18 protein-coding genes are annotated in these 24,809 nt (G+C 72.2%); 3 read left to right on the top strand and 15 right to left on the bottom strand.

Annotation, left to right across the window (positions count from 1 at the left end; translation table 11 throughout):
* Positions 1-55: 55 nt before the first annotated feature.
* The 3 genes from ACH5AO_RS05010 to ACH5AO_RS05000 form a co-directional block, all read right to left on the bottom strand.
* Entirely contained in the window at positions 56-1,774 is a 1,719-nt protein-coding gene (locus ACH5AO_RS05010) for a LytR C-terminal domain-containing protein (protein ID WP_398921843.1), read from the bottom strand.
* 16 nt (positions 1,775-1,790) lie between these two features.
* Positions 1,791-2,429 carry a nicotinate-nucleotide adenylyltransferase gene (nadD, locus tag ACH5AO_RS05005; protein WP_398921841.1) on the bottom strand — a complete coding sequence of 213 codons (639 nt, stop codon included), beginning with the start codon at positions 2,427-2,429 and terminating at the stop codon, positions 1,791-1,793.
* 61 nt (positions 2,430-2,490) lie between these two features.
* Positions 2,491-2,655: a hypothetical protein gene (locus tag ACH5AO_RS05000; RefSeq protein ID WP_398781920.1), complete on the bottom strand. Its 165-nt coding sequence runs from the start codon at positions 2,653-2,655 to the stop codon at positions 2,491-2,493.
* 351 nt (positions 2,656-3,006) lie between these two features.
* On the opposite strand from ACH5AO_RS05000, the gene ACH5AO_RS04995 reads away from it, so the two are divergent.
* Positions 3,007-4,113, top strand: coding sequence for a M48 family metallopeptidase (locus tag ACH5AO_RS04995; RefSeq protein ID WP_398921839.1), 1,107 nt, complete (start codon positions 3,007-3,009; stop codon positions 4,111-4,113).
* Positions 4,114-4,278: 165 nt separating this feature from the next.
* Here the strand turns inward: ACH5AO_RS04995 and ACH5AO_RS04990 are convergent, their stop codons facing one another.
* From ACH5AO_RS04990 to proB, 5 genes are all read right to left on the bottom strand, one after another.
* Complete coding sequence (locus tag ACH5AO_RS04990; protein ID WP_398921837.1) at positions 4,279-5,352, bottom strand: hypothetical protein; 1,074 nt, start codon at positions 5,350-5,352, stop codon at positions 4,279-4,281.
* 87 nt (positions 5,353-5,439) lie between these two features.
* On the bottom strand, positions 5,440-6,033 hold the full coding sequence (locus ACH5AO_RS04985; protein ID WP_398921835.1) for a hypothetical protein: 594 nt from the start codon (positions 6,031-6,033) through the stop codon (positions 5,440-5,442).
* 72 nt (positions 6,034-6,105) lie between these two features.
* On the bottom strand, positions 6,106-7,392 hold the full coding sequence (locus ACH5AO_RS04980) for a glutamate-5-semialdehyde dehydrogenase (protein WP_398921833.1): 1,287 nt from the start codon (positions 7,390-7,392) through the stop codon (positions 6,106-6,108).
* 71 nt (positions 7,393-7,463) lie between these two features.
* Positions 7,464-7,931 carry a hypothetical protein gene (locus ACH5AO_RS04975; RefSeq protein ID WP_398921831.1) on the bottom strand — a complete coding sequence of 156 codons (468 nt, stop codon included), beginning with the start codon at positions 7,929-7,931 and terminating at the stop codon, positions 7,464-7,466.
* A gap of 133 nt (positions 7,932-8,064) precedes the next feature.
* Positions 8,065-9,171 carry a glutamate 5-kinase gene (gene proB, locus ACH5AO_RS04970; RefSeq protein WP_398921828.1) on the bottom strand — a complete coding sequence of 369 codons (1,107 nt, stop codon included), beginning with the start codon at positions 9,169-9,171 and terminating at the stop codon, positions 8,065-8,067.
* A gap of 245 nt (positions 9,172-9,416) precedes the next feature.
* On the opposite strand from proB, the gene ACH5AO_RS04965 reads away from it, so the two are divergent.
* Both ACH5AO_RS04965 and ACH5AO_RS04960 read left to right on the top strand, forming a co-directional pair.
* Positions 9,417-10,856, top strand: a complete 1,440-nt coding sequence (locus ACH5AO_RS04965) for a polysaccharide pyruvyl transferase family protein (protein WP_398921826.1) — start codon at positions 9,417-9,419, stop codon at positions 10,854-10,856.
* A gap of 102 nt (positions 10,857-10,958) precedes the next feature.
* The gene (locus ACH5AO_RS04960) at positions 10,959-13,031 is read left to right on the top strand and encodes a hypothetical protein (protein WP_398921824.1); all 2,073 of its coding nucleotides are present in this window, start codon (positions 10,959-10,961) and stop codon (positions 13,029-13,031) included.
* A gap of 123 nt (positions 13,032-13,154) precedes the next feature.
* Here ACH5AO_RS04960 and ACH5AO_RS04955 read toward each other — a convergent pair whose 3' ends face one another.
* From ACH5AO_RS04955 to obgE, 7 genes are all read right to left on the bottom strand, one after another.
* Entirely contained in the window at positions 13,155-14,351 is a 1,197-nt protein-coding gene (locus ACH5AO_RS04955; RefSeq protein ID WP_398921822.1) for a glycosyltransferase family 2 protein, read from the bottom strand.
* A 205-nt stretch (positions 14,352-14,556) separates the two neighbouring features.
* A complete protein-coding gene (locus tag ACH5AO_RS04950) occupies positions 14,557-16,632 on the bottom strand; it encodes a hypothetical protein (RefSeq protein WP_398922011.1) in 2,076 nt (691 codons plus the stop codon).
* 180 nt (positions 16,633-16,812) lie between these two features.
* Positions 16,813-18,309 (bottom strand): D-ribitol-5-phosphate cytidylyltransferase, encoded by a 1,497-nt coding sequence (locus ACH5AO_RS04945; protein WP_398921821.1) that lies wholly within the window; start codon positions 18,307-18,309, stop codon positions 16,813-16,815.
* Positions 18,310-18,536: 227 nt separating this feature from the next.
* Positions 18,537-19,727: a hypothetical protein gene (locus ACH5AO_RS04940; protein WP_398921819.1), complete on the bottom strand. Its 1,191-nt coding sequence runs from the start codon at positions 19,725-19,727 to the stop codon at positions 18,537-18,539.
* A gap of 183 nt (positions 19,728-19,910) precedes the next feature.
* A complete protein-coding gene (locus tag ACH5AO_RS04935) occupies positions 19,911-21,461 on the bottom strand; it encodes an alkaline phosphatase D family protein (RefSeq protein WP_398921817.1) in 1,551 nt (516 codons plus the stop codon).
* 229 nt (positions 21,462-21,690) lie between these two features.
* On the bottom strand, positions 21,691-23,205 hold the full coding sequence (locus ACH5AO_RS04930; RefSeq protein WP_398921815.1) for an FG-GAP-like repeat-containing protein: 1,515 nt from the start codon (positions 23,203-23,205) through the stop codon (positions 21,691-21,693).
* Positions 23,206-23,316: 111 nt separating this feature from the next.
* On the bottom strand, positions 23,317-24,762 hold the full coding sequence (gene obgE / locus ACH5AO_RS04925) for a GTPase ObgE (RefSeq protein ID WP_398921813.1): 1,446 nt from the start codon (positions 24,760-24,762) through the stop codon (positions 23,317-23,319).
* Positions 24,763-24,809 lie beyond the last annotated feature (47 nt).

The raw sequence follows: 24,809 nt of genomic DNA, 5'->3' as shown, positions 1-24,809 counted from the left end.
CTCACGGACCGCCGGGCGCACCCTCCGCAATTACGGAGGGTGCGCCCGGAGCGCGCTACGAGCCGGGGTCGTAGTCCTGGCCGAGGACGACCGAGACGCGGGCGTTGGCGGAGACCTCACCCTTGGTGACGGAGCCGGCGGGCAGCCCCAGGGTCTTGGCGACCTCGGTGGCGTTCTCCTTCTCGGCGGCGTCGGCGTAGACGACCTTCGAGGTGGTCTCGGCGGTGCCGGCGGTGCCCGCGTCCCGGAAGGTGAAGCCGCCGTTGAGGAGCACCACGCGGGCCTTCTCGGTGTTGTCCTTCGTCCCGGTGGCGTTGCGCACGGAGACGCTGACGGCGGCGTTCTCGTCGGGGCTCTTGGCGGTGCCGCCGAGGACGTCCTTGACGACGCTGTCGCTGGCCTCGGCGGTGAGCGTGCCGTCGTCCTGCACGGGCAGCACGGCGCTCTTGTGGTCGCCGCCCTTGGCGCGGTCGGAGAGCCGGGCGAGGAAGGAGCCGAGGTCCTTGTCGGTGAGCGGCGGCTCGATGATCTGTCCGAGGGTCTGGACGGTGACCGTGGCGGCGTCCGGGTCGGAGGTCATCTTGCGCAGGACCCCGTGCAGGACCTGCCCGAACCGCTCCAGCTGGGCGTTCTGGGACTCGCCGGAGCCGCGGTGCGTGGCGTAGGCGACGGCCATCTTGCCGCTGAGGGTCTGGCCCTTGCCCTTCCTGACCAGGGGCGCCTCGCCCTTCTTCTCGGCGTCCGGGTCGGGCACGTCGGTGTCGGTGTCGACCTCGATGTTGCCGACGAGGTCGACGAGGGTGAGCAGGAAGGGGGTGTCCAGGCGCCAGGTGCCCTCGATGTCGGTGCCGAGGACGGTGTCGAGGGCGGTCCTGGTGCCCTCGGAGCCGTCGTCCTCGACCGACTTGGCGAGCGTGGTGGTGGTGCCGTCGTCGGCGGTCAGGGCGAGGGAGTTGGGCAGCAGGACGGTGGTGCCCTGCTCGGTGGTGGTGTTGTCGACGAGCAGGGCGGTGGAGGTGCCGCCGCCGGTGGTGTCGTGCAGGTGGACGACGATCACGTCCCGCTTCTGCGCGCCCGCGGCCGTCGTGGTGCCCGTGCCGGAGCCGGAGTCGGACAGGCCCGGCAGTTTCCCGGCGTACCAGAGGTAGCCGACGCCGCCGACCGCGACCAGGACGAGCACCACGACGAGGGCGATGATCCGGCTGCGGGCGCGGCGCTTGGCCTCCTCGCGGCGCTCGGTGCGGTTCTCCGTGAACTTCATCCAGTCGATGACGTCCTCGGAGTCCCCGTCGGGCTCCTCGACGAAGGCGAACTGCTCGGTGCGGTACTCCGGCGCGGGCCCGTCGGGGCCCTGCTCGTCGTCGGCCGGGCCGGGCTGCTGCGGGATGTGCGCGGTCTGCTCGGTGACGCGGGGCTGCTGTCCGGTGTGCGCGGCCTGCGCGGTCTGCCCGTAGGGGTCGTACGGGGCGCCCTGGCCGCCCTGGCCGTCCTGCTGGGTGCCGTAGGGGTCGTAGGAGTCGTAGGACGGCGCCTGCGGCTGCTGCGGGGTGGTCCCGACCCCGGTCCCGGTCCCGTAGGGGTCGTACGAGGGCTGCTGGTGTCCGCCCGTGCCGTACGGGTCGTATCCGTAGCCCTGCTGCTGGTACCCGTCGTACTGCTGGTTCTGCTGGTCCGCGGCCTGGCGGTAGACAGGCCGGCCGTACTCGTCGTAGCCGACGAGCTCGTACGGGGCGCCCCCGTCGGCCCCGTACCCCGCGTCGTATCGGTCGTTCACCGGTGCCCCTCTCGGCTCACTCGCCGCGGTACAGCTCGCGCTTGTCGATGTAGCGCACGACTCCGTCCGGCACCAGGTACCAGACGGGTTCCCCCTTGGCGACCCTCGCGCGGCAGTCCGTCGAGGAGATGGCGAGGGCGGGAACCTCGACGAGCGAGACACCGCCCTCGGGCAGGCCCGCGTCGGTCAGGTGGTGGCCGGGCCGGGTCACGCCGATGAAGTGCGCCAGGGAGAACAGTTCCTCGCTGTCGCGCCAGGTGAGGATCTGGGCGAGGGCGTCGGCGCCGGTGATGAAGAACAGGTCCGTGTCCGGGTTGAGCGCGCGCAGGTCGCGCAGGGTGTCCACGGTGTAGGTGGGGCCGCCGCGGTCGATGTCGATGCGGCTCACCGAGAACTGCGGGTTCTCGGCGGTCGCGATGACCGTCATCAGATAGCGGTCCTCGGCGGCGGAGACCGCGCGGTGGCTCTTCTGCCACGGCTGACCGGTGGGGACGAACACCACCTCGTCGAGTCCGAACTGCGCGGCGACCTCGCTGGCCGCCACCAGGTGCCCGTGGTGGATCGGGTCGAAGGTGCCGCCCATGACGCCGAGACGGCGCCTGCCCTGCCGCGCCGGGCCGTTGCCGGGGCCGGTAGGCCTGTCCTGCTCTCCCATGCGTGCAGACCCTACCGGCCCGGCCTGAGAACCCCGTCCGCCAGGGCGGCCGGCGGGAGGCTCAGCGGTCGCGGTTGAAGCGGGTGGTGATCCACAGCAGGAGCAGCAGGACGAACAGGGCGCCGCCGCCGGTCAGGTAGGGGTTGAGGCTCTCGTGGTTGCCGCCGTGCTCCCCGCCCTCGGCGGCAAGGGTGGCGAACTGGGCAGCGGTGCTGTGGATGCTCATCTTCGGCAGGACCTATCGCGTGTGGGCGGTGTAAAGACGTCGGCTCATCGTATGCGGGCGCCTTCGCGCCGATCACGCCGACTCCGCCGTTGTGGGCGCGGTGGCGGGCGGAAGGAACCTTCCCCGCCGCCCAGTCGTCCTTCCGGCTGTAGCCGCGTGACGGGAACCACGCGGTGAGCACGGAGCCCACCACCATCACGATCGGAAGCACCCGGAGCGGAATCCCCCGCGCCTCCCCGGCCGTCCCGCCGTCCGTCACCGCCCGTCCGCGGTGGCTCCGGCCGGGCCGGGCCTCACCCCGGGAGGAGCGAAGGGCCGCGAAGGACCACTCAGACGCACCATGGGGGACACATGTCCGACGGCCACCAGCACAACGGGCACGAGAACGTGCCGAGCAGGCAGCGCAGGCGTTTCCCCGGGATCTCCTCGCGGGCGTACGAGCATCCGGCCGACCGCTCCGCGCTGGTGGCGCTGCGGAAGCTGAGCGGCTTCGACACGGTCTTCAAGGCGCTGAGCGGCCTGCTGCCCGAGCGCAGTCTGCGGCTGCTGTTCCTGTCCGACTCGGTGCGGGTGTCGGACCGGCAGTTCGCGCACCTCAACGACATGCTGCGGGACGCCTGCTACATCCTGGACCTGGAGAAGGTCCCGCCGATGTACGTCAACCAGGACCCGAATCCGAACGCGATGTGCATCGGCCTGGACGAGCCGATCATCGTGGTGACCACGGGTCTGGTGGAACTGCTCGACGAGGAGGAGATGCGGGCGGTCGTCGGGCACGAGGTCGGGCACGCGCTGTCCGGGCACTCGGTGTACCGGACGGTCCTGCTCTTCCTGACGTCGCTCGCGGTCCGGGTCGCGTGGATCCCGCTGGGCAACGTCGCGATCATGGCGATCGTGACGGCGCTGCGCGAGTGGTTCCGCAAGTCGGAGCTGTCCGCGGACCGTGCGGGGCTGCTGGTCGGCCAGGATCCGCAGGCCTCGATGCGCGGCCTGATGAAGATCGCGGGCGGCAACCACCTGCACGAGATGAACGTGGACGCGTTCCTGGAGCAGGCCGAGGAGTACGAGTCCGGGGGCGACCTGCGCGACTCCGTGCTGAAGATCCTCAACGTGCTGCCCCGTTCGCACCCGTTCACCACGGTGCGGGCGGCGGAGCTGAAGAAGTGGGCGGCCTCCCGCGACTACCAGCGGATCATGGACGGCCACTACCCGCGCCGCGACGAGGACAAGGACGCCTCGGTGCGGGACTCCTGGCGGGAGTCGGCGAGCAGCTACGCGGACGAGGTGCGCACCTCCAAGGATCCGCTGATGAAGCTGGTCAGCGACATCGCGGGCGGGGCCGGGGATCTGGGCGGCCGGGTCCGCCGGGGCTTCGGCGGGTTCACGTCGTCGGAGCCGAAGCCGGGCCCCGGGAAGTCGGGCACGGAGGACGACGGGCCGCCGCGCGAGGGGGCGTAGGCCCGCCGCTGACAACGTGGACCGCCCCCGCCGCCCTTACCCGTCCCATCCCGGGGGCGGAGCCCCAGTTTCGGGACGGGAAGGGGCGGCGGGGGCGAGGAAATCCTCAGGTGCGGAGCAGCCGTACAAGGCTCGGGCACATGGCCGCCACACACCGCCCGGCGTTCACGGCGTCGGCTGGGCGCCCGGCGCCAGGGCCCCGCACAGGGCCGGGGCGCTGCCCGTGGCGTACGGGTCGGTGACGGTGGGGGCGGTCCCCTTCGCCGTCTCTCCCGCCAGCAGCGGGCGCAGCCGGGCGGCGGAGTCCTCGGCGCAGGACAGCGGGCCGGCCTGGACGTGGGCGGTGACGAGTTCCGCCTGGTGCAGGCGCAGGTCGTCGCGGTCGAAGCGGAAGCGCAGCTCGCGCCGGACGGTGAACAGCGACGCCTCGGCGTCCCGGTCCGCGCCGGCCGGGCGCAGCGCGTAGACGAACGTGTGGTCCGTGGTGACCTCGAGGGTGGAGGAGGCGGTCTCGGCGGCCCGCATGGTGCCCTGGACGCGGATGCCGCGGTCGGCCAGCAGTACGCGGGCGGGGTCGAGGCGCACCAGCCATCCGGTGGGCGCGTGCCGTCCGTCGGCGGTGGGCCGGTCGAAGCTCCGGTCGAACTGGTCCAGCTGGCCGGGGTCGAGCAGCGCCCGCACGGGGCGGGTCTCGCCGCCGGTGAGCACGCCCGGGTCGAGGGCGGACCGCACGATGTAGTCCTTCGCGGTGAACAGCGCGCTCATCACCTGACCGTCGGAGAAGTGCGCGGTGCGCCGGTACGCCGGGAGCGGCACCCCCTCGGCGCCGGGCCGGAACCGCGCCGCCGGACTGTGCGCGTACAGCTGTTCGACGTCGGTGGCGCCGGGGACCTCGCCCCGCGGGGCGAGCGGGACGACGGTCATCCGCAGCGGCTCGGCGGGGTCGTCGGCGGCGGGGTTCCGGTAGGGGTGGCGCAGGCCCATGTAGACGGCGGTGCCGAAGGCCACGGCGATCAGCAGGACCAGGAGCAGCGCCTGCCGGGACAGGCCGCCGCGGCTGTGCGGCGGGCGGCGGCGCACGGCGGGCGCGTGGTCGGTGATGCGCTGCTCGGCGGAGTACTCCTGGAGCCGGGCAGCACGGACGAAGGACTCGTCGAAGACGACGGACCTGTACTCGTCCTCGCCCCCTCCGGGGGCTCCCTCGGGCGTCCCCTCGGGCGGGTCCGAAGGCCTTCCCATACCTTCAGGGTAGGTCCGGGGAGGTCCCGGTAAACGCCGGGCCGACGCACAAGTTCTGGCAGGTTCTCACCAATCCTGCGGCCGGTGTCAGGGGCCGCCGCCCGGGATCACCGGGACGCTCGGCCGGGAGTAGTCGGCCGACGCGGAGGGCGCCACCGCTCCCCCCTGCTCCACGCCGGTGGTGGCGGGCGGCGGGGCCGGGTCCTGGCGGCTGGAGGAGGCGCCCCGGTAGACGGCGGAGAAGGCGAGCGCGACCATGCCGACGCCCATCACCAGGGCGAGCATCCAGGCGACGGGACGGTGCCAGCGCACCTGCCTGCCGTACGGGCCCGTGGAGCCGTAGTCGTCCTCCAGGACGTCCTCGTCGTCGTCCGGGTCGTCGTAGCCGGGGTCGCCCCGGTAACCGCCGTACCCCTCGTCGTACCGCTCGCCGCGCGTACGGGCCCGGTGGGCCTCGGCCTCGGAGGCCTCGGCTCTGGCCTGCGCGGCGGCCAGGAGGCGTTCGACGGCGGTCGGCTCGTGCACCTCGGCCGCCCGTACGAAGGCCTCGTCGAAGACCACGGAGGCGAACTCTTCGTCCGACACTCCGCGGTCGTGGTCGTCGTCGGGCTCCCAGCCGTCAGGGAACGGCGTGCCCCCCACGTCCTCCGGCACGGATCCAGAGTAGACCTGGGGGGTCAATTTGGGCAGACCGTATGGAAATTCGTCCGTCCGTCGAGACGGCCGTAGCGCCGCTCCCCGCCGGTGAGCGGATCAGCGCCGTACGTGACCGTCGCCGGTGACGATGTACTTCGTGCTGGTCAGCTCGGGCAGGCCCATCGGCCCCCGGGCGTGCAGCTTCTGCGTGGAGATGCCGATCTCCGCGCCGAAGCCGAACTGGCCGCCGTCGGTGAACCGGGTGGAGGCGTTCACCGCGACCGTGGTGGAGTCCACCAGCTGGGTGAAGCGGCGGGCGGCCTGCTGCGAGGTGGTGACGATGGCCTCGGTGTGGCCGGAGGTCCACAGCCGGATGTGCTCGACGGCCCGGTCGAGGGAGTCGACGACGGCGGCGGCGATGTCGTGGGAGAGGTACTCGGTCTCCCAGTCCTCCGTGGTGGCCTCCACGACGGTGGCGCGGGAGTCCTTGGCGTACGCCATCACGCGTTCGTCGGCGTGCACGGTCACCCCGGCGTCGGCGAGGGCGTCCAGGGCGCGCGGCAGGAACTCGGCGGCGATGTCCTGGTGGACCAGGAGGGTCTCGGCGGCGTTGCAGACGCCGACCCGCTGGGCCTTGGAGTTGACCAGGATCTCGACGGCCATGTCGAGGTCGGCCGCGGCGTCGACGTAGACGTGGCAGTTGCCGGTGCCGGTCTCGATGACGGGGACGACCGACTCCTGGACGACCGTGTTGATCAGGGAGGCGCCGCCGCGCGGGATGAGCACGTCGACCAGGCCGCGGGCGCGCATCAGCTCGCGCACGCTGTCGCGGCTCTCGCCGGGTACGAGCTGGACGGCGTCGGCGGGCAGCCCGGCGCCGTGCACGGCGTCGCGCAGGACGCGCACCAGCGCGGTGTTCGACCGGTAGGCGGAGGACGAGCCGCGCAGCAGGACCGCGTTGCCGGACTTCAGGCAGAGGGCGGCGGCGTCGACCGTCACGTTCGGCCGGCCCTCGTAGATGATACCGACGACGCCGAGCGGCACCCGGACCTGGCGCAGGTCGATGCCGTTGGGCAGCGTGGAGCCGCGGACCACCTCGCCGACCGGGTCGGGCAGCGCGGCCACGTCCCGCACGTCGGCGGCGATCGCGCGCACCCGCTCGGGGGTGAGGGTGAGCCGGTCGATCATGCCCTCGCTGACGCCGGCCTCGCGGGCCCTGGCCACGTCCTGGGTGTTGGCCTCGACGATCTCACTCGTACGGACCTCCAGCGCGTCGGCGATGGCGAGCAGCGCGTCGTCCTTGGCGGCCCGCGGCAGCGGCGCGAGGGTGGCGGCGGCGCCCTTGGCCCGGTAGGCGGCCTGGCTGACCGGGGACATCGAGTCGTACGGCGAGAGCGTGGTCATGGGAAAAGGGTAGTGCGGGCGGCCCGGTCGGCAGGCGGTCGTCCCACACCACGAGACAGGGACGTTTGGCCCTAAAACGGATGCACGCCCACCGGGGTCGCCGGGACCGGCCCGTACCCCGCCGCGACGCGCTGGTGGTAGGTGGCCCGGTCGATGACCTCCAGGCCGACGATCTCCCAGGGCGGCAGGCCGGCGGTCCGACGGTGTTCGCCCCACAGGCGCAGCGCCACGGCGGCCGCGTCGTGCAGGTCGCGGGCCTCCTCCCAGTAGCGGATCTCCGCGTGGTCGTCGGCGTAGCGGCTGGTCAGCAGGAACGGGTGGTCGTGGGCGAGCTGCTCCAGCGCCCGCCGGACCTCCGCGGCCGGGGCCGGTGCGCCGGAGACACTGAGGGTGACGTGCCACAGGCGCGGCAGCTCCCGGGGTTCGCCGCCACCCTGGAACCGGTCACCGGCCGCGACACCGCTCAGGGCGCGCTCGTCGCCGGCCGTACGGGAGCCGGCACCGCGGGACGACACCGCCCCCGGGCGCACTCGTCTCACGACGGCCTCCTTCACGCGTGGACCCACCCGGTGGTCGGGCGGATGTGTCCTCGCAACAAAGTTGAGCAGGCCGCCGGGGATCGCGGGGCGCTTTTGCGGAACGTCCACCACCGAGGACGGACGTTTTCACAGATTACGGATGCAGGACCACCAGATCGTCCCTGTGTACGACCTCGCGTTCGTACTCCGGCCCGAGGTCCCGGGCGAGATCGTGGGTCGAGCGGCCGATCAGGAGGGGGATCTCCTTGGCGTCGAAGTTGACCAGCCCCCGGGCCACCGCCCGTCCCTCGCGGTCCCGCAGTTCGACCGGGTCGCCCGCGCTGAACTCGCCCTCGACGCCCGCGATCCCGGCCGGCAGCAGCGACTTGCGGCCCTGGACGACCGCGCGCACCGCGCCGTCGTCCAGGGTGAGGGAGCCCTGCGGGGTGGAGGCGTGCTGGAGCCACAGCAGCCGGTCGGCGGAGCGGCGCCCGGTGGGGTGGAAGTAGGTGCCGGTGTCGCCGCCGGTGAGGGCGTCGGCGGCGTGGACCGCGCTGGTCAGCACCACCGGGATGCCGGCGGCGGCGGCGATCGAGGCGGCCTCGATCTTGGTGACCATGCCGCCGGTGCCGACGCCCGCCTTGCCGGCGCTGCCGATCTCGACGTGGGCGAGGTCCGCGGGGCCCCTGACCTCGGCGATCCGCGAGGTTCCGAGGCGGGCGGGGTCGCCGTCGTAGACGCCGTCCACGTCGGAGAGCAGGACCAGCAGGTCGGCGTGGACCAGGTGGGCGACGAGGGCGGCGAGCCGGTCGTTGTCGCCGAAGCGGATCTCGTCGGTGGCGACGGTGTCGTTCTCGTTGACGATCGGGAACGCGCCCATCGCCAGCAGCTTGTCGAGGGTGCGGGAGGCGTTGCGGTGGTGGGCGCGGCGGCTCATGTCGTCACTGGTCAGCAGCACCTGGCCGACCCGGACGCCGTAGCGTGCGAAGGAGGCGGTGTAGCGGGCGACCAGCAGTCCCTGGCCGACGCTGGCGGCGGCCTGCTGCCGGGCCAGGTCCCGGGGACGGCGGCGCAGGCCCAGCGGGGCGAGTCCGGCGGCGATGGCGCCGGAGGAGACGAGGACGATCTCCCGCTCCCCGCCGCTCCGGGTCTTCGCCAGCACGTCGACGAGCGCGTCCACGCGGTCCGCGTCCAGCCCGCCCGCCGCGGTGGTCAGCGACGAGGAGCCGACCTTGACGACGATCCTGCGTGCCTCACCCACGGCCTGCCTCGCCCCTGCCACCTTGCCGCCCGTCCCCTCACGTCGATCGATCGCCCACCAGGCAATCTACGCGAAGCGGGTCAGCGGGCGCTCGGCGTCCCACCCCCCGGACGGGCAGCCCCACGTGACCGCTCGAACACGCTCCGCGTACGTCGAAAAGGTTGTATTGGTTGCCTATAGAAATCAAAGAAGCATCAAACATAATGTGAACGTCTGTCTTGTCTTGAAATCTTGAAGGGCGCCCTGTGAGACGCATCCTGCTCCGGTCGGGCAAGAGCCCGTTCGACGTCGTACCCGTGGAAGAAGCCCTGCACAGGGACGTCATCGCCACCAACTCGGGCAACCTGATCTTCAGTGACGCCGCCCACAAGATCCTCACCGCCCCCGACACCGAGGTCGTCTCGAACGGCATGCGGACGGACGTCACGGCGGCCGGCCGGATCAACGACGAGTACGACGTGTTCGTGGTGCCGCTGGCCAACGCCTTCCGGCCGTCGTTCGAGGGATCGCTGGAGCGCCTGACCCGGCTGATCAACAAGCTGACGATCCCGGTCGTGGTGCTCGGGGTCGGCGCGCAGAGCGGGATCACGTACGACGCGGATCGGCTGAAGGCCATGGAGCCGACCGTGCGCGCCTTCTGCTCGGCCGTGCTGGACCACAGCGCGTCGATCGGCGTGCGCGGCGAGTTCACCGAGCGGTACCTCAACGAGATGGGCTTCAAGGACGTGGAGGTCATCGGCTGCCCGTCGATGTTCCTGCACGGCGACAAGCTCACCGTGGAGAAGAAGGCCGCGGCGCTGACCCCCGAGTCGCGGATCGCGGTCAACGGCTCCCACACGGCGATGCGCAGCGGCGGCCTGCACAAGATCCTCAGCCGCACCCACGCGCGCTACCCGAACCTGCGCTACATCGGCCAGAACCTCACCGACGCCAAGCAGCTGCACTGGCGGGACGTGAACTCCCCGGCCGGCCGGATCACCCTGATGCCGACCCACCCGGACCACCCGATGTACCAGGAGGACAAGGTCCGCGTGTACATCGACCCGCAGACCTGGTTCGACGACCTGCGGGACTTCGACTACTCCTTCGGCTCGCGCATCCACGGCAACATCGCCGCGCTGCTGGCGGGCACGCCCGCGACGGTGCTGGCCTTCGACTCGCGCACGCTGGAGCTGTGCCGCTACTTCGAGATACCGCACCAGCAGCTCGACCGGACAGCCCCCGACACCGACCCCGCCGAGCTGTACGAGAAGGCCGACTTCAGCGCGTTGACCGGCAACCACCGCGAGCGGTTCGACCGGTTCACCGCGTTCCTCGACAAGAACGGCCTGCAGAACACCTTCACGCACGGCGACGGCGGAGCGGCGTTCGACGAGAAGCTCCGGTCCCTGTCCTTCCCCGCGGGCATCCGCCCCTGGCTCGACAACGACCCCGCCTCGCTCACCGCGCGGTTCAGCTGGATGTACGGCCGGGTCGCCGAGCTCACCGCGGACAACGCCAAGCTGAAGCGTGACCTGGCGAAGGCCAAGTCCGGGGCGAAGAACACGGCCAAGGCGGCCAAGCCCGCCGCGGCCACCGTGAAGCCCTCGGTCTACCGCCGCGCGCGGCGCGTGGTGGTCCGCCCCCTGCGGCGCGCGCTGCAGCCGGGGCGGCAGATCGCGCCGAAGGGCAGCGGGACCGCGTAGCACGGTCAGGTCACTCCAGGGTTCCGGACACCCGCGTGTCGTCCGGAGGTCGACGGGCGTTAACCCGGGCGCCCGTTCTGCGTCGACCCTGGAGTGACCGCAGTGCCCGAACCCTCGTCCCCCCGGCGGCGGACCGCCGCCCAGCTGCTCGTCCTCGCCGCCGTGTCGGCCGCCTTCGTCGCGCAGGCCGTCGCCGCGCTGCGCCCCCATGTGCCGCTGCTGCTCGTCTCGACCGCCGTGTCCCTGGCGGTCGAGGGCGTGCTGTACCGGTGGCAGCCCGGCATGGTGGCGCTGTTCGCCAAGTCGCACGCGGACGTCACCGTCCGCCATGTGCTGCGCGATCTGCTGCTGGTGGCGGCTCTGCTGCGGCTCGGCGAGCAGCACCGGGAGACGCAGTACGCCCCGCTGGTCGCCGGGCTGCTCGCCTTCTACGCGCTGCACTGCACGGTCCAGGTGGTGTCCGTGCTGGTCCGCCGCACCCGCACGCTGCCGGTGCTGACCCGCAACATCGACGCCTCGGCGCTGCGCCTGTCCCCCGCCCCGCACGTGCTGCTGCGCCGCCCCGGCCACCGGCTGCTGGTGTTCGGCCTGCCCGCCACGGCCGGGCTGACGGCGACGGCGGTCACCGACGACACCCGGTACGCGGCGGCCGGTGTCGCGCTGGCGCTGCTGCTCACGTCCGCCGGCCTGGGCGCGCTGCTGCTGCGGCTGCTGCCGGGGCGGCGTCCGGCGGGCGAGCAGGAGGTGCTCGACTGGTTCGACGCGTGGCTGGCCGAGTACCGGCCGACGGTCGGCCTGTACTTCTCCGGCGGCCCGTCCTCCGCCTACCAGGCCAACATGTGGCTGGAGCCGCTGGCCGGGCTCGGCGGGCGGCCGGTGATCGTGCTGCGGGAGCGGTTCATGGTGCCGAGGATCGCGGCGACCGACATCCCGGTCGTGTGCCTGCCGAAGGTGTCCACGCTGATGCGTCTGGAGCAGTCCACGCTCCAGGTGCTCATCCACCCGTCGAACTCCGGCAAGACCTCCCAGGTGCTGCGGATCCCCACGATCCTGCACACCTTCGTCAACCACGGCGAGAGCGACAAGCTGTCGTCCTGCAACCCGTACGCGAAGGCGTACGACGAGGTGTGGGTGGCCGGTCCGGCGGCGCGCGAGCGGTACGCGCTGGCCGACGTGGGGGTCGAGGACAAGGACGTGGTGGAGATCGGCCGCCCGCAGCTGGACGCCGTACGCCCGTACGCGGGGCCGCCCGCCGGTTCCCACGTGACGGTGCTGTACGCGCCGACCTGGGAGGGCTGGGACGGCAACCCGGGCAACACGTCGGTGGTCGCGGCCGGCGAGAACCTGGTGCGGGCGCTGCTCGCCGATCCGGGGGTGCGGCTGCTGTACAAGCCGCACCCGCTGACCGGCTCGGTGGACCCGCGGGCGGGCGCCGCCGACCGGCGGGTGCGGGAGCTGATCCGGGCGGCGAACCGGGAGCGGTCCGGGGCGCGCCCCGCGCCGTCGGAGGAGCTGGCCCGGCGCGCCGCGGAGCTGGACCGGCTCACCGCGGCCGCCTTCCGGGCGGGCGCCGATCAGGTCGAGCGGATGCTGGCGCAGTCCGCGCCGGAGCCGGGGCGGGCGCAGGCGGTGGCGCGGGCGACGGCGGCCTGGGAGGAGGCGTACTGGGCGTCGCTGCCGGAGTGGGAGCACCAGGTCGTCACGGACGTCCGGCCCGGGCTGTACGCCTGCTTCAACGTCGCCGACCTGCTGATCAGTGATGTGTCGAGCGTGATCAGCGACTTCCTGGCGAGCGGGAAGCCGTACGCGGTGGCGAACACCGGCGGGCTGACCGAGGAGGCGTTCCGCGCGGCGTTCCCGACGGTGGCGGCGGCGACGGTGCTGACGCCGGACGCCTCCGGGGTGCCGGCCCTGCTGGAGTCGGTGCGTGACCCGGGGAAGGACGAACTGGCTTCGGCGCGGGCGGAGTTGAAGCTCCGTCTGCTGGGGCCGGCCGACCCGCCGTCCCAGCGGCGCTTCGCCGCGGCCGTGCGGGCCCTGTGCGCGGAGTCCCAGGCCCGCCGGAACCGCACCACGCACCGCCTCTCCGCGGAGCTCCCCGGTCAGCGTCACCAGACCGCCGGCACGCCGGCATCCGTCACGCTCGTTTCGCAACGGCCGTCCCGCCCCGCGTGACGGCCCGGCCGGGCGGGCGCGCCGCACGGGAGTGTTGCTCGCCCCCGCCGCCCCTTCCCGTTCCCGTCCCCCGGGGGCTCCGCCCCCCGGACCCCCGCTCCTCGAACGCCGGAGGGGCTGGATTCAGGCCGCCGAGGGGGTCAGCAGGCGGCGGGCCCTGCGGGCGGTGCGGCGCAGCAGGGAGTCCGTGCCGTCCGCGCGGTGGCCGGGTATCGCGCGGGCCTCGCGCGGGGAGGCCAGGTACACGGAGTCGGGGATGCCGGCCGCGCGGTCACGGAAGTGCGGGTAGGCGAGGTAGGCGCGGCGGCCCCGCCGCTCCAGCAGGACCTGCGGCTTCTCCTTCTTGCGGAGGAACCGCAGGACGTCCGTGAGGAGTTCCGGCCGCTGCTCGGCCACCAGGTGCAGCCGCAGCCGCTCCTCGGTCTTCAGCAGCCGGGCGACGCCCTCGGTCCAGTGGGCGTCCATCAGCGGCCGCGCCAGCTCCAGTTTGTGCCGCCGGACGTCGTCGGTGTCCTTGAGGAACCGGGGGCCGAACTGGGGCAGCAGGGTGACGGTGAAGGGCCGCACCATGAGCAGGTCGCGGCGGGGTCCCTCGGGGACGAGGCGGGCGATCAGGTCCATCAGGGCGCGGGCGGAGTCGAACCGCAGGGCGTAGCCGCCGCTCTTGGTGACGTGCTTGCCGTCGTCGCGGCCCACCAGGTAGTAGCAGGTGTGGTCGGCGATCACGGAGACGCCGTCGGCCCGCAGATAGGCCTCCATGGTGAACAGCGCGTCCTCGCCGGTGAACAGGGACTCGTCGAACCGTATGCCGTGCCGGTCGAGCAGGGCGCGACGGAACAGCTTCTGCGCGCTGAGCGTGAACTTGATGTTGGACGAGTAGACGTCGGTCCGCTCCAGTGTCTTCTTCCACATGGACTTCGGCGCGCCCCGGTTGACGCCCTCGATCCGGCCCAGGACGACATCGGTGCCGGCCCGGTCGGCCATGTCGACCATCCGCTCCAGGGCCTCGGGGCCCAGCCGGTCGTCGGCGTCCAGGAAGAAGACGTAGCGTCCGGCGGCCTTGTCCAGGCCCACGTTGCGCGGTCCGCTGGGGCCGCCGGAGTTCTCCTGCCGGAGCACGGTGACCGGCATGGGGGCGCGGGCCGCGAACTCCTCCAGGTACTCCCCCGTGCCGTCGGTCGAGCCGTCGTCGACCGCGATGACCTCGACGCGCTCCGGGGCGATGGTCTGCGCCTCCACGGAGGCGAGGCACTCGACCAGATACGGCATCGCCTCGTACGCCCCGATGACCACGGTGACATCAGGCTGCGCCACGGTCACTTCTCCCCCTCGTCACGGGATGTTTCCCCCGTATCGCCTCATTCTTTATTTGTTAGACGGGTGTTCGAGGAAGAGGGTTGCGTCGAGCACCCGTTTCAGTGGTCCACATCACAGATTTGCCGACGGCCTCTCGGGGACGGGAAAGGGCTCGGCCCCCGAGGAATCGATCCTCGGGGGCCGAGCCCCGTCGAGCCCACCGGACCGGTCAGCCGGCGTCGACACCGCCCGTCTCACCGGCCGCCGACGTCCGCGGTACGGGCACCGCGTCCGCCAGCTCCACGTCGGGGCCGCCGGTGGTGATCCGGGACTCCTGGCCGAGGTTGCGCGTCTCGGCCTTCAGCGCGAGCTGCCGGACCGCGGTGTTGAACTGGTCGATGGACTTCGGCTCGTCCGGGCCGAGCAGATAGCGCTTGAGCTCCCCCCGGTCCCCGGCCAGCGGGTCGGCGGACGGGTCGCGGACCGCGTCGAGCAGCCCGTCGAGTTCCTTCGCGCTGTTGGACAGGATCACCGCGGCCCGCACCGCCGTGTTCTGCCGCTTGAACTCCTCCACACCCAGTTCGGCGGAGTCCGTGACGGCGTACGGCTTGCCGCTGGCGATGAAGTCGGAGACGACGCTGGAGATGTCGGAGACCATCGCGTCGGAGACGTTGAAGCAGTCGTACAGCCGCGGCTCGGCGCCCGTGATGACGCGGTGCTCCCAGTCGGGGAAGGAGCGCCAGTACGCGGCGTTCCACTCGGCGCGCAGCCGGGCGGCCTCCTCGTGCCGGACCACATCGACGAGCCCGTCGCGGGTGGCCTCGGCCTCGTCGCCGTTGTCGGTGCCGACGGCCAGCTCGGCCAGCCGGGCCTCGATGCGCGCCAGCTCGGCCGCGGCCTTGCCCTGGGCGGCGGTGTCGGCGGTGAACCGCGGGTCGGCGGCGCGCGCGGCGGCGGCCTTCTCGACCAGCGCGATGATCCGCTGGTGGGCGGCCTTGGCCTGGGCGCTGCGGGTGCCGGTGAAGGGGTGCGGCTTGTACAGGACCCGCACCGCCGGGTCGGCCTCGACCAGCTTCTTCACGATGTTCTCGCCGGCCAGCAGGATCGAGGTGTTGCCGGGGTTGTCGTCCCAGCCCTCCCAGGTGGGCGCGTACAGGACCGTCGGCATGCGGTCGCCGGGGACGCCCCGCCAGGTCTGGATCGGGGCCAGCTGCGGGCGCCCGACCTCGACGATGTCGGCGTCGCGGACACCGACGTCGGCGATGGCGTAGCGGTCCCGGCCCGCGCGGCCGGCCGTCCACACCTCGTCGTAGACCTTGCTGTACGGGTTGACGCTGGCGAGCTTGTCGCTGTCGCCGTGGCCGATGAAGACGTGCTTCATGGTGGGCACGCGCAGCATGTGGATGTTCTTGCCGACGTTCGCCGCGTACAGCGCGACCCGCACCGTGGACAGGTCCATGTTCATCAGGTGCACCCCTCCGGGCACGCAGACGACGGGGACCGTGGTGGGCGCCAGGTTCTGCAGGATGACCCGCTCGCGCAGGATGACCAGCGGACGGGTGTCCAGCTGCTCCATGGTCTCCAGCCACATGTTGACCTGGTAGGCGGAGTCCTTGGAGCCGGAGAAGTACAGCACGGTCTCCGGGCGGTACTCGCGCAGCCAGCCGTCGACCGCCTCCAGCACCTTCTCCGGGTTCGGCGGGATCTTCCGGCCGCGCACGTAGGGCAGCAGGGCGAGGACGTACAGGGCGCCCGCGGCGACCGTGACGCCGATGCCGGCGTAGCCGACGGCGGCCGACTCCAGGGAGGCGCCGACGAGTATGCCGACGACCGCCGCGAGGTCGAGGTGGAGCATCTTCTCCGCGGCGCGGTTCAGCAGCGCGTGCGGCGGCGCGTCCGGGATGCGGATGCGGGAGGCCAGGTCGACGTTGCGGGTGGCGACCGGCATCCGGCGGCGGTTGCGGATCAGCGTGGTGAGCGCGCCGTGCGGGGCCTGCAGGCCGTAGAAGAGGATGAAGCAGGCGATCGCCCCGTAGTAGATCAGGTCGTCCGCGAGGGACATGCGGGCCAGCAGCAGGATCAGCAGCAGCTCCCGGATCAGGAAGCGGATCGACAGGCCGGCCCGCACCTTGCTGAGGCGGTTGACCAGATAGCTGCCCTTGCGGTGCAGATAGTGGTCCGCCAGGTACGTCACGGCAGCCGCTGCCGCGAAGGCGGGGACGCTCGGGACGAGCGCGGCCAGCATGAGGCAGGGGTAGCCCAGCATCATGAGGACCGCCGCGGCCAGCTCGGCCGCGCTGCCCACCCGGGCGACGCGAATAGCGGTGGATATCACGAATAACCTGCTCTTGGAGGGGGAGTGCCGGTTTGTGCCTGTGCGCAATGAGGAGGTAAGGATTCAGGCCCCCGCGAACTCCCGTCGACTGACTACGTGAACAGGAGGCCGTGGAGGCCTGAATTACGGAAGACTATTTGGCGGCAATTATTACACGCCGTCCTGACGGTCCAGCACCGCGGCCAGCGCCTGCTCGAACCCGGTGGCCCGTGCCGCGCCCGCCGTCGGGTCCTGCTGCCGTACGTCGATGACATGGCCGGTGAGCTCGGACAACAGCACGTCCAGCGAGGTCCGGGCCACCGCCTCGGAGGACAGCAGGCTGCCCGCCGGCTCCTGCCCGAAGGCCTTGGTGCGCATCGGCGTGGCGGTGCGCTCCGGGTTGATGCAGTTCACCCGGACGCCGTCACCGGCCCACTCGTCGGACAGGGCCTGGGTGAGGTTCACCATGGCGGCCTTGGTCGAGGAGTACAGGCTGTACTCGGCGCGTCCGCGGGTGTAGCTGCTGGAGGTGTACAGCAGCAGCTGTCCCTTGGTCTCCGCCAGGTACTTGTAGGCGGAGCGGGCGATCTGCACCGGGGCCAGGTAGTTGACCTTCAGCGCCTCCTCGATGGTGGCGTTGTCGGTCTCGGCGAGCTTGCCGATGCGCAGCACGCCCGCGGTGTTGACGACGTAGTCGATGCGGCCGGTCTCGCCGTACGCCTTGGACAGCGCGTCGTCGACCTCCTCCGGGTTCTCCACGTGGGTGCCGGTGGTGGAGCGGCCCAGCGCGTAGACGGTGGCGCCGTAGGACTCGGCGAGCTCGGCGATGTCCTTGCCGATGCCGTACGAACCGCCGAAGACCACCATCGTCCTGCCGGTGAGCAGCTCGCGGTAGGCCTCCTCGGAGACCTGCTCGGGCGCGGCGGTGGAGGCGAGCTGGAAGAGCTTGTCGGCGATGAAGACGTCGACCGGCTGGGTGACCTTCATGTTGTACTCGTCACCCGCCACGACGTGGATCGGCACGTCCGGCAGGTACTTGAGCACGACCGAGCAGTCGTCCGTGGCCTGGAAGTTGGGGTCGCCGGCGGCGACCTCGTAGGCGCGGCGGATGGTGGACAGCTTGAAGGCCTGCGGGGTCTGGCCGCGGCGCAGCCGGGAGCGGTCCGGGATCTCCGTGATGAACTCGCCGTCCTCGCCGTGCGTGCGCGTGACGATGATGGTGTCGGCGGACGGGATGGCCACGTCGACGGCCTGGTAGCGCTCCAGCGCGCTCACGCAGTCGTCGATGACGCGCCGCGACAGCAGGGGGCGCACGGCGTCGTGGAAGAGGACGTTGCGGTCCTCGCCCTCGGCCAGGCCCTCGCCGAGCGCGGCGATGGCCCGCTCGGTGGTCTCGTTCCGGGTCGCGCCGCCCTCGATGACCTTGGTGACCTTCGTCAGCCCGGCCTTGGCGACGATCTTCTCGATGTCGGGCACGTATCCCGGCGCCATCAGCACGATGATGTCGTCGATGGAGTCGGCCTTCTCGAAGGTGGTCAGGGTGTGCTCGATGACTGCCTTGCCGGCGATCTTCAGCAACTGCTTGGGGATCGACAGACCCACCCGCTGACCGGTACCGCCGGCCAGGATCACTGCGGTGGTACGGGGCTTGGCTATGTGCTGGGACACAGGTGACCTACCTTGGGGCGACAGGGAACTTCGAAATGGTCCCACTTGGGGTTACCGCAGTGCAAGGTGAGCGACCTCCGCCGCATATGTGCGCGCAACCTGTCATTCACCTAGGACTCCTGGCGCCCCCGCGGGAGTTCCCGGGGGCGCCTCACGAATTGTTGTGAGTAACCGCACAGGAGTTATGTCATTGCCGTGCGTGACAGGCGTGACACCACCCGGTCGGCTCAGCGCAGACGCAGCCGTTTCAGGCAGCGGTGACCGAGGACCTTCACGAGTTCCTTCGACGGTGTCCGGTGAACGGTACGCCCTTTGCCGCCTCCGTTCGCCGCGGCGACCGCGGTGAGCATCCCGAACAGGGCCTGCGCGGCCGCCTCGGGAGCGAGCCGCGGCTCCCCCGCGGGCTCCCCGGACGCCGGCACGCGGGACAGCGACTCCGGGTCGCCGAGGACCCGCACGCCCATGGAGCCGATCCGCGCGGCCGCCTCGGCTCCGATCCCGGCGGCGGCCTCCAGGGCCCATCGCGGGGTACGGATCTTCACGTCCTGCGGGGTGGGACTGCACGCGTTCTTCATATGCGCGACCGCGCCGTGCCGCACCAGCCTCGAATACAGCTCTTCCGGAATGCCATTGCCGCGGAATTCCTTGTTGAGGTTCCGCAGCATTTCGGTCTCGGCGAGGGTGAGGGAACGGTTCGCCGTCTCCGGGGCCGGCCTCAGCAGTCCCTCGGGCAGCCCCAGCAGCGCCTCGAAGGTGCGCATCAGCGCGCCCCGGTCGCGGTCGTCGACCACGACGACGGTCACCCGGTCGGGCCCGGTCACCGCGGCCCACCGCTCGACCAGCCGGTCGTGCCGGTGCCGGCGCCAGAAGCTGGGGGTGGGCCTGTCGTACGGGGGCCGGCGGAGCATGTGCTCCAGCCACGGCTCGTAGCCCAGCCGCAGCCCGTTCTGCACGTACTGCTGCCATTGCGAGGGCATGATCCGCGCCAAGGGCCGCAGGGTGACCAGGACGTGCACCCGGTCACCACCGAGCTGCTCGACGATCCGGGTGATCGTCGCGTCGCCCTCGGCGTCGTCCTCGGCGTCGGCGAAGAACTCGCTGCTGATCACGGAGGTGCGCTCCCCGGTGGCCCGCACCTGGTCCAGCAGCCGCCGCCAGTGCCTCTCGGTGGGGACGGGGTCCCCCATCATCGCGGGCCGGGCGCAGGCGGCGAGGACGGCCTCGATCGGGTGCCTGCTGTGCGCCGGGAAGTCGACGCCGTGCCGCGCCATCTCCTCCTTCGCGGCGAACAGCGCGCCCTGGAGGGCGGTGGTGCCGGTTTTGTGCGGACCGATGTGCAGCAGGCGGGTGCCGGCGGGCAGCGGGGGGATCGCGGTGCCGGCGGCCGAGAGTTCTTCTCTCGTACAGTCGGTGTCCATGCCGAGGCACGGTAGGGCGGCTCACTGAGGATGCCGTGAGAGCAGCCTGGGACCCGCCTGAGTGCCCGCCCCGCCCGACCGCGCCCACCCGCAAGCGCCGGGCCGCGCGACCCGCCCCGGCCCGCACCGGCACCGGGGCACCCCGCGGACGCGCCGGGCCGCGCGACCCGCCCTCCTGTCCGCTCAGGCCAGGTGCACGCCCGGCCGTCCGGCCTCGACCCGCAGACTGGCCAGCGTGCTCGGCACGGCCTTCGGCTTCACCACGGTGTCCACCACCCGTACGCGCGCGTCGATGCCGTCCCGGCCGATGTCGAACAGGTGGTACCCCCGGTGGGCGTCGAGCAGCTTCCAGTGCGGGTTGTCCGCGCGCCGCGGGTCCCACTGCGCGCGGAACGCGGCCTGGTCCTGGTCGCCGTTGCTGGAGATGGACGTGCCGACGAACTCGGCGCCCACGACCGCCGACTTCGGGTCGGCGAAGTCCGCCTTGAGGTCGCTGATCATCGTCAGATGGCGGTCGCCGGTGAGCACGACGGGGTTGTCGACCCGCCGGAACTCCTGGAGCAGCGCGTTGCGTTCGGCCTGGTAGCCGTCCCAGGCGTCGTAGTACCAGAGCTTGCCCTCGCCGACCTGGAGGTCGGTCTCGGCCATCATGATCTGGGAGGCGATCAGGTTCCAGCGGGCGGGCGAGTCGCGCAGCCCGTCGACCAGCCAGCGCTTCTGCGCGGCCCCGAGCATGGTCAGCGACGGGTCCTGGGCGCCTTCCTGGCTGGTGGCCTGGTCGCTGCGGTACTGGCGGGTGTCCAGCACGTTGAGCCGGGCGAGGCGGCCGAACTCCAGCCGGCGGTACATGCGGATGTGCGGGCCGTTCGGGACGGCGGTGGCGCGGACCGGCATGTGCTCGTAGTACGCCTGGTAGGCGGCCGTCAGCCGGGCGACGAACGGGTCGTGCGCCTGCTTGTCGGGGTCCTGCGGGATCTCGCCGGCGAAGTCGTTGTCGACCTCGTGGTCGTCGAAGGTGACCACGAAGGGCGCGTTGGCGTGCATCTCCGCGAGGTCCGGGTCGGAGCGGTACTGGGCGTACCGGTTGCGGTACTGGGTGAGGCCGTACGGCTCACCGGTGCCCTCGTGGCGGCGCACGCCGGTCGCCGAGGGGGCGGACTCGTAGATGTAGTCGCCGACGAACACCACGACGTCCGGGTCCTGGTCCAGCATGTCGGCGTACGGGGTGAAGTAGCCGTGCTGCCAGTTCTGGCAGGAGGCGAGGGCGACCTTCAGGTTTCCGCCGGAGCTGTCCGCGGCGGGCGCGGTCCGGGTGCGGCCGACGCGCGAGAGCTGCCCGCCGGCGCGGAAGCGGAACCAGTACGTGGTGTCCGGGCGCAGCCCGCGTACGTCCACGTGGACGCTGTGCCCGTACGCGCTCCGGGCCGGGGCGACGCCCCGGCGGACGACCTTCTTGAAGCGGGCGTCCTGGGCGACCTGCCACTCCACGGCCACGGTGCGCTTGGGCATGCCGCCGCCGTTCAGCGGGTCGGGGGCGAGCCGGGTCCACAGGACGACCCCGTCCGGGAGCGGGTCGCCGGAGGCCACCCCCAGGCTGAACACCCCGTCGGGCAGCTTCACTCCGGCCGCGTGCGCGGTGGCCGGCAGCCACAGCTGGGCGGAGGCGGCGGCGCCGAGCACGGCGGCACCGGCGGTCAGAACACGGCGGCGGTCGGGCTGAACTGCTCCGGTCATCGGCGGACTCCCCTGCCTCGTGTGACGCTTGGACACGGGGAAGCTCGCGGTCCGGTCGGTCCGTCCGCTGAACACCATGGTTCGCGTGCATGACAAGCAGGGGGACATCGGAAAACCCGTCGCGGCACGGGAACGTCCCGTGGCCGTGACGGGTCCGTCGGGTGAGCGGCGGGCGAAGGCGGGCGCCGCCCGTTCCGTCAGTCGGTGAAGGCGGGCGCCGCTCCTTCCGTCAGTCGGTGAAGGCGGTGCCCAGTCCCGCTCCGGTCGCCACCGTGCCGAGGGTGCCCGCGCCGAAGGTCCCGGCGCCGCCCGCGACGGCCGTCGGGGAGGAGCGGAAGTACCACACCGACCCGGCGCCGGAGTTCTCCCCCGGCGCGCCGACGGCGAGGTCGGCGCGCCCGTCGCCGTCGGTGTCACCGAGGTGGGTGGCACCGCCGAACCTGTCGTTCCTCTCGGCGGTGCCCGGCACGCCCGCGGTGTCCTGGGTGACCGTCAGGCCACCGGCGCCGGTGAGCCCGTTCGCGGTGCCGCGCAGCACGACGACGGCGCCGGCCGCGGACACGCCGCCGAGGTCCTCGCCGGGCACTCCGGTGACGACGTCCTGGTAGCCGTCGCCGTCGACGTCGCCGATGTGGACGTCGGTGCCGAAGGCGTCGTCGTCCTCGGCGGTGCCGGGCACGCCGGGGCGGTCCTGGTTGAGGAAGACGGCCTTCACCCCGTCGGGGCCCTCAGGGGTGCCGGGGATCCAGGTGACCCGGCCGCCCTTGACGTACGGGTTGTCGAGGTCGCTGTCGTAGCCGTCCACGGCCCGGCCGACCACGATGTCGTCGTACCCGTCGGCGTTCACGTCCCCGACGTCGAGGTTCTCGCCGCCCTGGAGGCCCGCGCCGTCGATGTCGTAGACGAGGGTGAAGGGGTTGAGCGCGGTGCGGTCGCCCAGCCAGTACACGACCCGGCGGGCGTCGTACTCGTCGCCGTCGTTCTCGGTGGCGACGACGTCGGTGAGGCCGTCGCCGTTGACGTCGCCGGCGGCGAGGTCGAGGACCCGGCTGTCGTACACGTCCCTCACCACCTGCTCGCCGCCCGCACCGGCACCGTCCCGGCCGAAGGGGCCCCTGAGGATCCGCAGGTCGTGCAGGTTCTCGACGGTCACCACGTCCGGGCTGCCGTCGCCGTTGACGTCCCCGCTGGTCAGGTGGCCGAAGGCGCCGAGCGCGTCATGGGCGTCGTGCCCCGAGGCGAGCGCGGTGCCGCCGGACAGTCCCTGGGGCCCGCCCCACAGCACCTCGACCAGTCCGGCGTCGGTTCCCCCGTCCTCGGTGTCCTCGCGGGCGACGCCGACGACGAGGTCGGCGTAGCCGTCCTGGTCGACGTCGGCGGTGGTGAGCGCGCTGCCGAACTCGTCGTCCGTCTCCGCGCTGCCGGGGACACCGGCGGTGTTCTGGTGGAACACCTGCCTGGTCGCGGGACGCGGCCCGGTCGCCGACCCGTACACCACGGCGACGTAGCCGGCGCCTTTCCTGCCGGCGACGGTCGCGGCGGGCGCGGCGACGGCGAGGTCGGCGTAGCCGTCGCCGTTGAAGTCGTCGCGCGGCTGGGCGGCGTCGGCCGCCGGCCCCCGGGCGGGCGCGGCGTGGGCGCCGGGCACCGCGAGGGCCCCGGCGACGACGAGGGCCGCACCGGTCGCGAGCGCGATCCGTGCGGGGCGGGTGAGGTTCCTGCGGCGTGGGGAAGGCACGGCCATGGCGGGCGTCCTGTCGTAGAACCGGTCGGGTTGCCGCTCAGTACGACCGGCCGGAACACCCGTTGGTTGCCCGGGTGTTCACCACGACCTCACCCGCCGTCACCCCACCGGTCAGAACGGCTCGAAGTCGTCGTACTCCCGCTCGACGTCGTCCCGCTCGGCCTCCCGGTCGCGTCGCCGCTGGGCGGCCGGGCGGGGTGCCTCGAAGCGGTGGTCCTCGCCGCGCCGGCCGAGCATCTCCGCGCCGGCCGTGACGGTCGGCTCCCAGTCGAAGACGACCGCGTTCTCCTCGGGACCGATGGCGACGCCGTCGCCGGAGCGGGCACCGGCCTTCATCAACTCCGCCTCGACACCGAGGCGGTTGAGCCGGTCGGCGAGGTAGCCGACGGCCTCGTCGTTGTTGAAGTCGGTCTGGCGGACCCAGCGTTCGGGCTTCTCGCCGCGCACGCGGAACAGCAGCTCCCCGTCGACCTCCTCGCGGGTGACGGTGAAGCCGGCGTCGTCCACGGCCTTGGGCCGGATGACGATGCGGGTCGCCTCCTCCTTGGGCTTGGCGGCCCGCGCCCCGGCCACCAGCTCGGCGAGCGCGAACGACAGCTCCTTCAGCCCCATGTGGGCGACGGCCGACACCTCGAAGACGCGGTAGCCGCGCGCCTCCAGGTCGGGGCGCACCATCTCGGCGAGGTCCTTGCCGTCGGGGACGTCGATCTTGTTGAGGACGACGACGCGGGGACGGTCGCCGAGACCGCCGTACTGCCGCAGCTCCTCCTCGATGATGTCGAGGTCGGAGACGGGGTCGCGCTCGGACTCCAGCGTGGCGGTGTCCAGCACGTGCACGAGCACGCTGCACCGCTCGACGTGCCGCAGGAACTCCAGGCCGAGCCCCTTGCCCTGGCTGGCGCCGGGGATGAGGCCGGGCACGTCGGCGATGGTGTAGACGGTCGACCCGGCGGTGACGACACCGAGGTTCGGGACGAGGGTGGTGAAGGGGTAGTCGGCGATCTTCGGCTTGGCGGCGCTGAGCACGGAGATGAGGGAGGACTTGCCGGCACTGGGGTACCCCACCAGGGCCACGTCGGCGACGGTCTTGAGCTCCAGGACGATGTCCCCCAGGTCCCCCGGCTCGCCGAGCAGCGCGAACCCGGGCGCCTTGCGCCGCGCGGAGGCGAGGGCGGCGTTGCCGAGCCCGCCGCGTCCGCCCTGGGCGGCGACGTACGACGTCCCGTGCCCGACCAGGTCCGCGAGCACGTTGCCCGCCTTGTCCAGGACGACGGTCCCGTCCGGCACGGGGAGGACCAGGTCCTGCCCGTCCTTCCCGGACCGGTTGCCGCCCTCACCGGGCTTGCCGTTGGTGGCCTTGCGGTGCGGGGAGTGGTGGTAGTCGAGGAGGGTCGTCACGGACTGGTCGACGGTGAGGATCACGTCGCCGCCGCGTCCGCCGTTGCCGCCGTCGGGTCCACCGAGCGGCTTGAACTTCTCACGGTGGACGGAGGCACAGCCGTGACCTCCGCTACCCGCGGCGACGTGCAGTTCGACGCGGTCCACGAAGGTGGTCATGGGATGTGCCTCCAGTTACTACTTACTGCGGGGATGTCTCTTGGCCA

Origin of the sequence: Streptomyces sp. NPDC018964 (assembly GCF_044390325.1) — a bacterium.
Taxonomy (GTDB): Bacteria; Actinomycetota; Actinomycetes; order Streptomycetales; family Streptomycetaceae; genus Streptomyces.
Note: the sequence above shows the minus strand (reverse complement) of the source record. Positions and strands in the feature narration are given on the sequence as shown.

Bases quoted from the DNA above. Each gene is read 5' to 3' on its own strand.
- obgE (WP_398921813.1), bottom strand. From the start codon at position 24,762: ATGACCACCTTCGTGGACCGCGTCGAACTGCACGTCGCCGCGGGTAGC.
- ACH5AO_RS04995 (WP_398921839.1), top strand. From the start codon at position 3,007: ATGTCCGACGGCCACCAGCACAACGGGCACGAGAACGTGCCGAGCAGG.
- ACH5AO_RS04980 (WP_398921833.1), bottom strand. From the start codon at position 7,392: ATGACCACGCTCTCGCCGTACGACTCGATGTCCCCGGTCAGCCAGGCC.
- ACH5AO_RS04940 (WP_398921819.1), bottom strand. From the start codon at position 19,727: ATGGACACCGACTGTACGAGAGAAGAACTCTCGGCCGCCGGCACCGCG.
- ACH5AO_RS04935 (WP_398921817.1), bottom strand. From the start codon at position 21,461: ATGACCGGAGCAGTTCAGCCCGACCGCCGCCGTGTTCTGACCGCCGGT.
- ACH5AO_RS05000 (WP_398781920.1), bottom strand. From the start codon at position 2,655: ATGAGCATCCACAGCACCGCTGCCCAGTTCGCCACCCTTGCCGCCGAG.
- ACH5AO_RS04990 (WP_398921837.1), bottom strand. From the start codon at position 5,352: ATGGGAAGGCCTTCGGACCCGCCCGAGGGGACGCCCGAGGGAGCCCCC.
- ACH5AO_RS04930 (WP_398921815.1), bottom strand. From the start codon at position 23,205: ATGGCCGTGCCTTCCCCACGCCGCAGGAACCTCACCCGCCCCGCACGG.
- nadD (WP_398921841.1), bottom strand. From the start codon at position 2,429: ATGGGAGAGCAGGACAGGCCTACCGGCCCCGGCAACGGCCCGGCGCGG.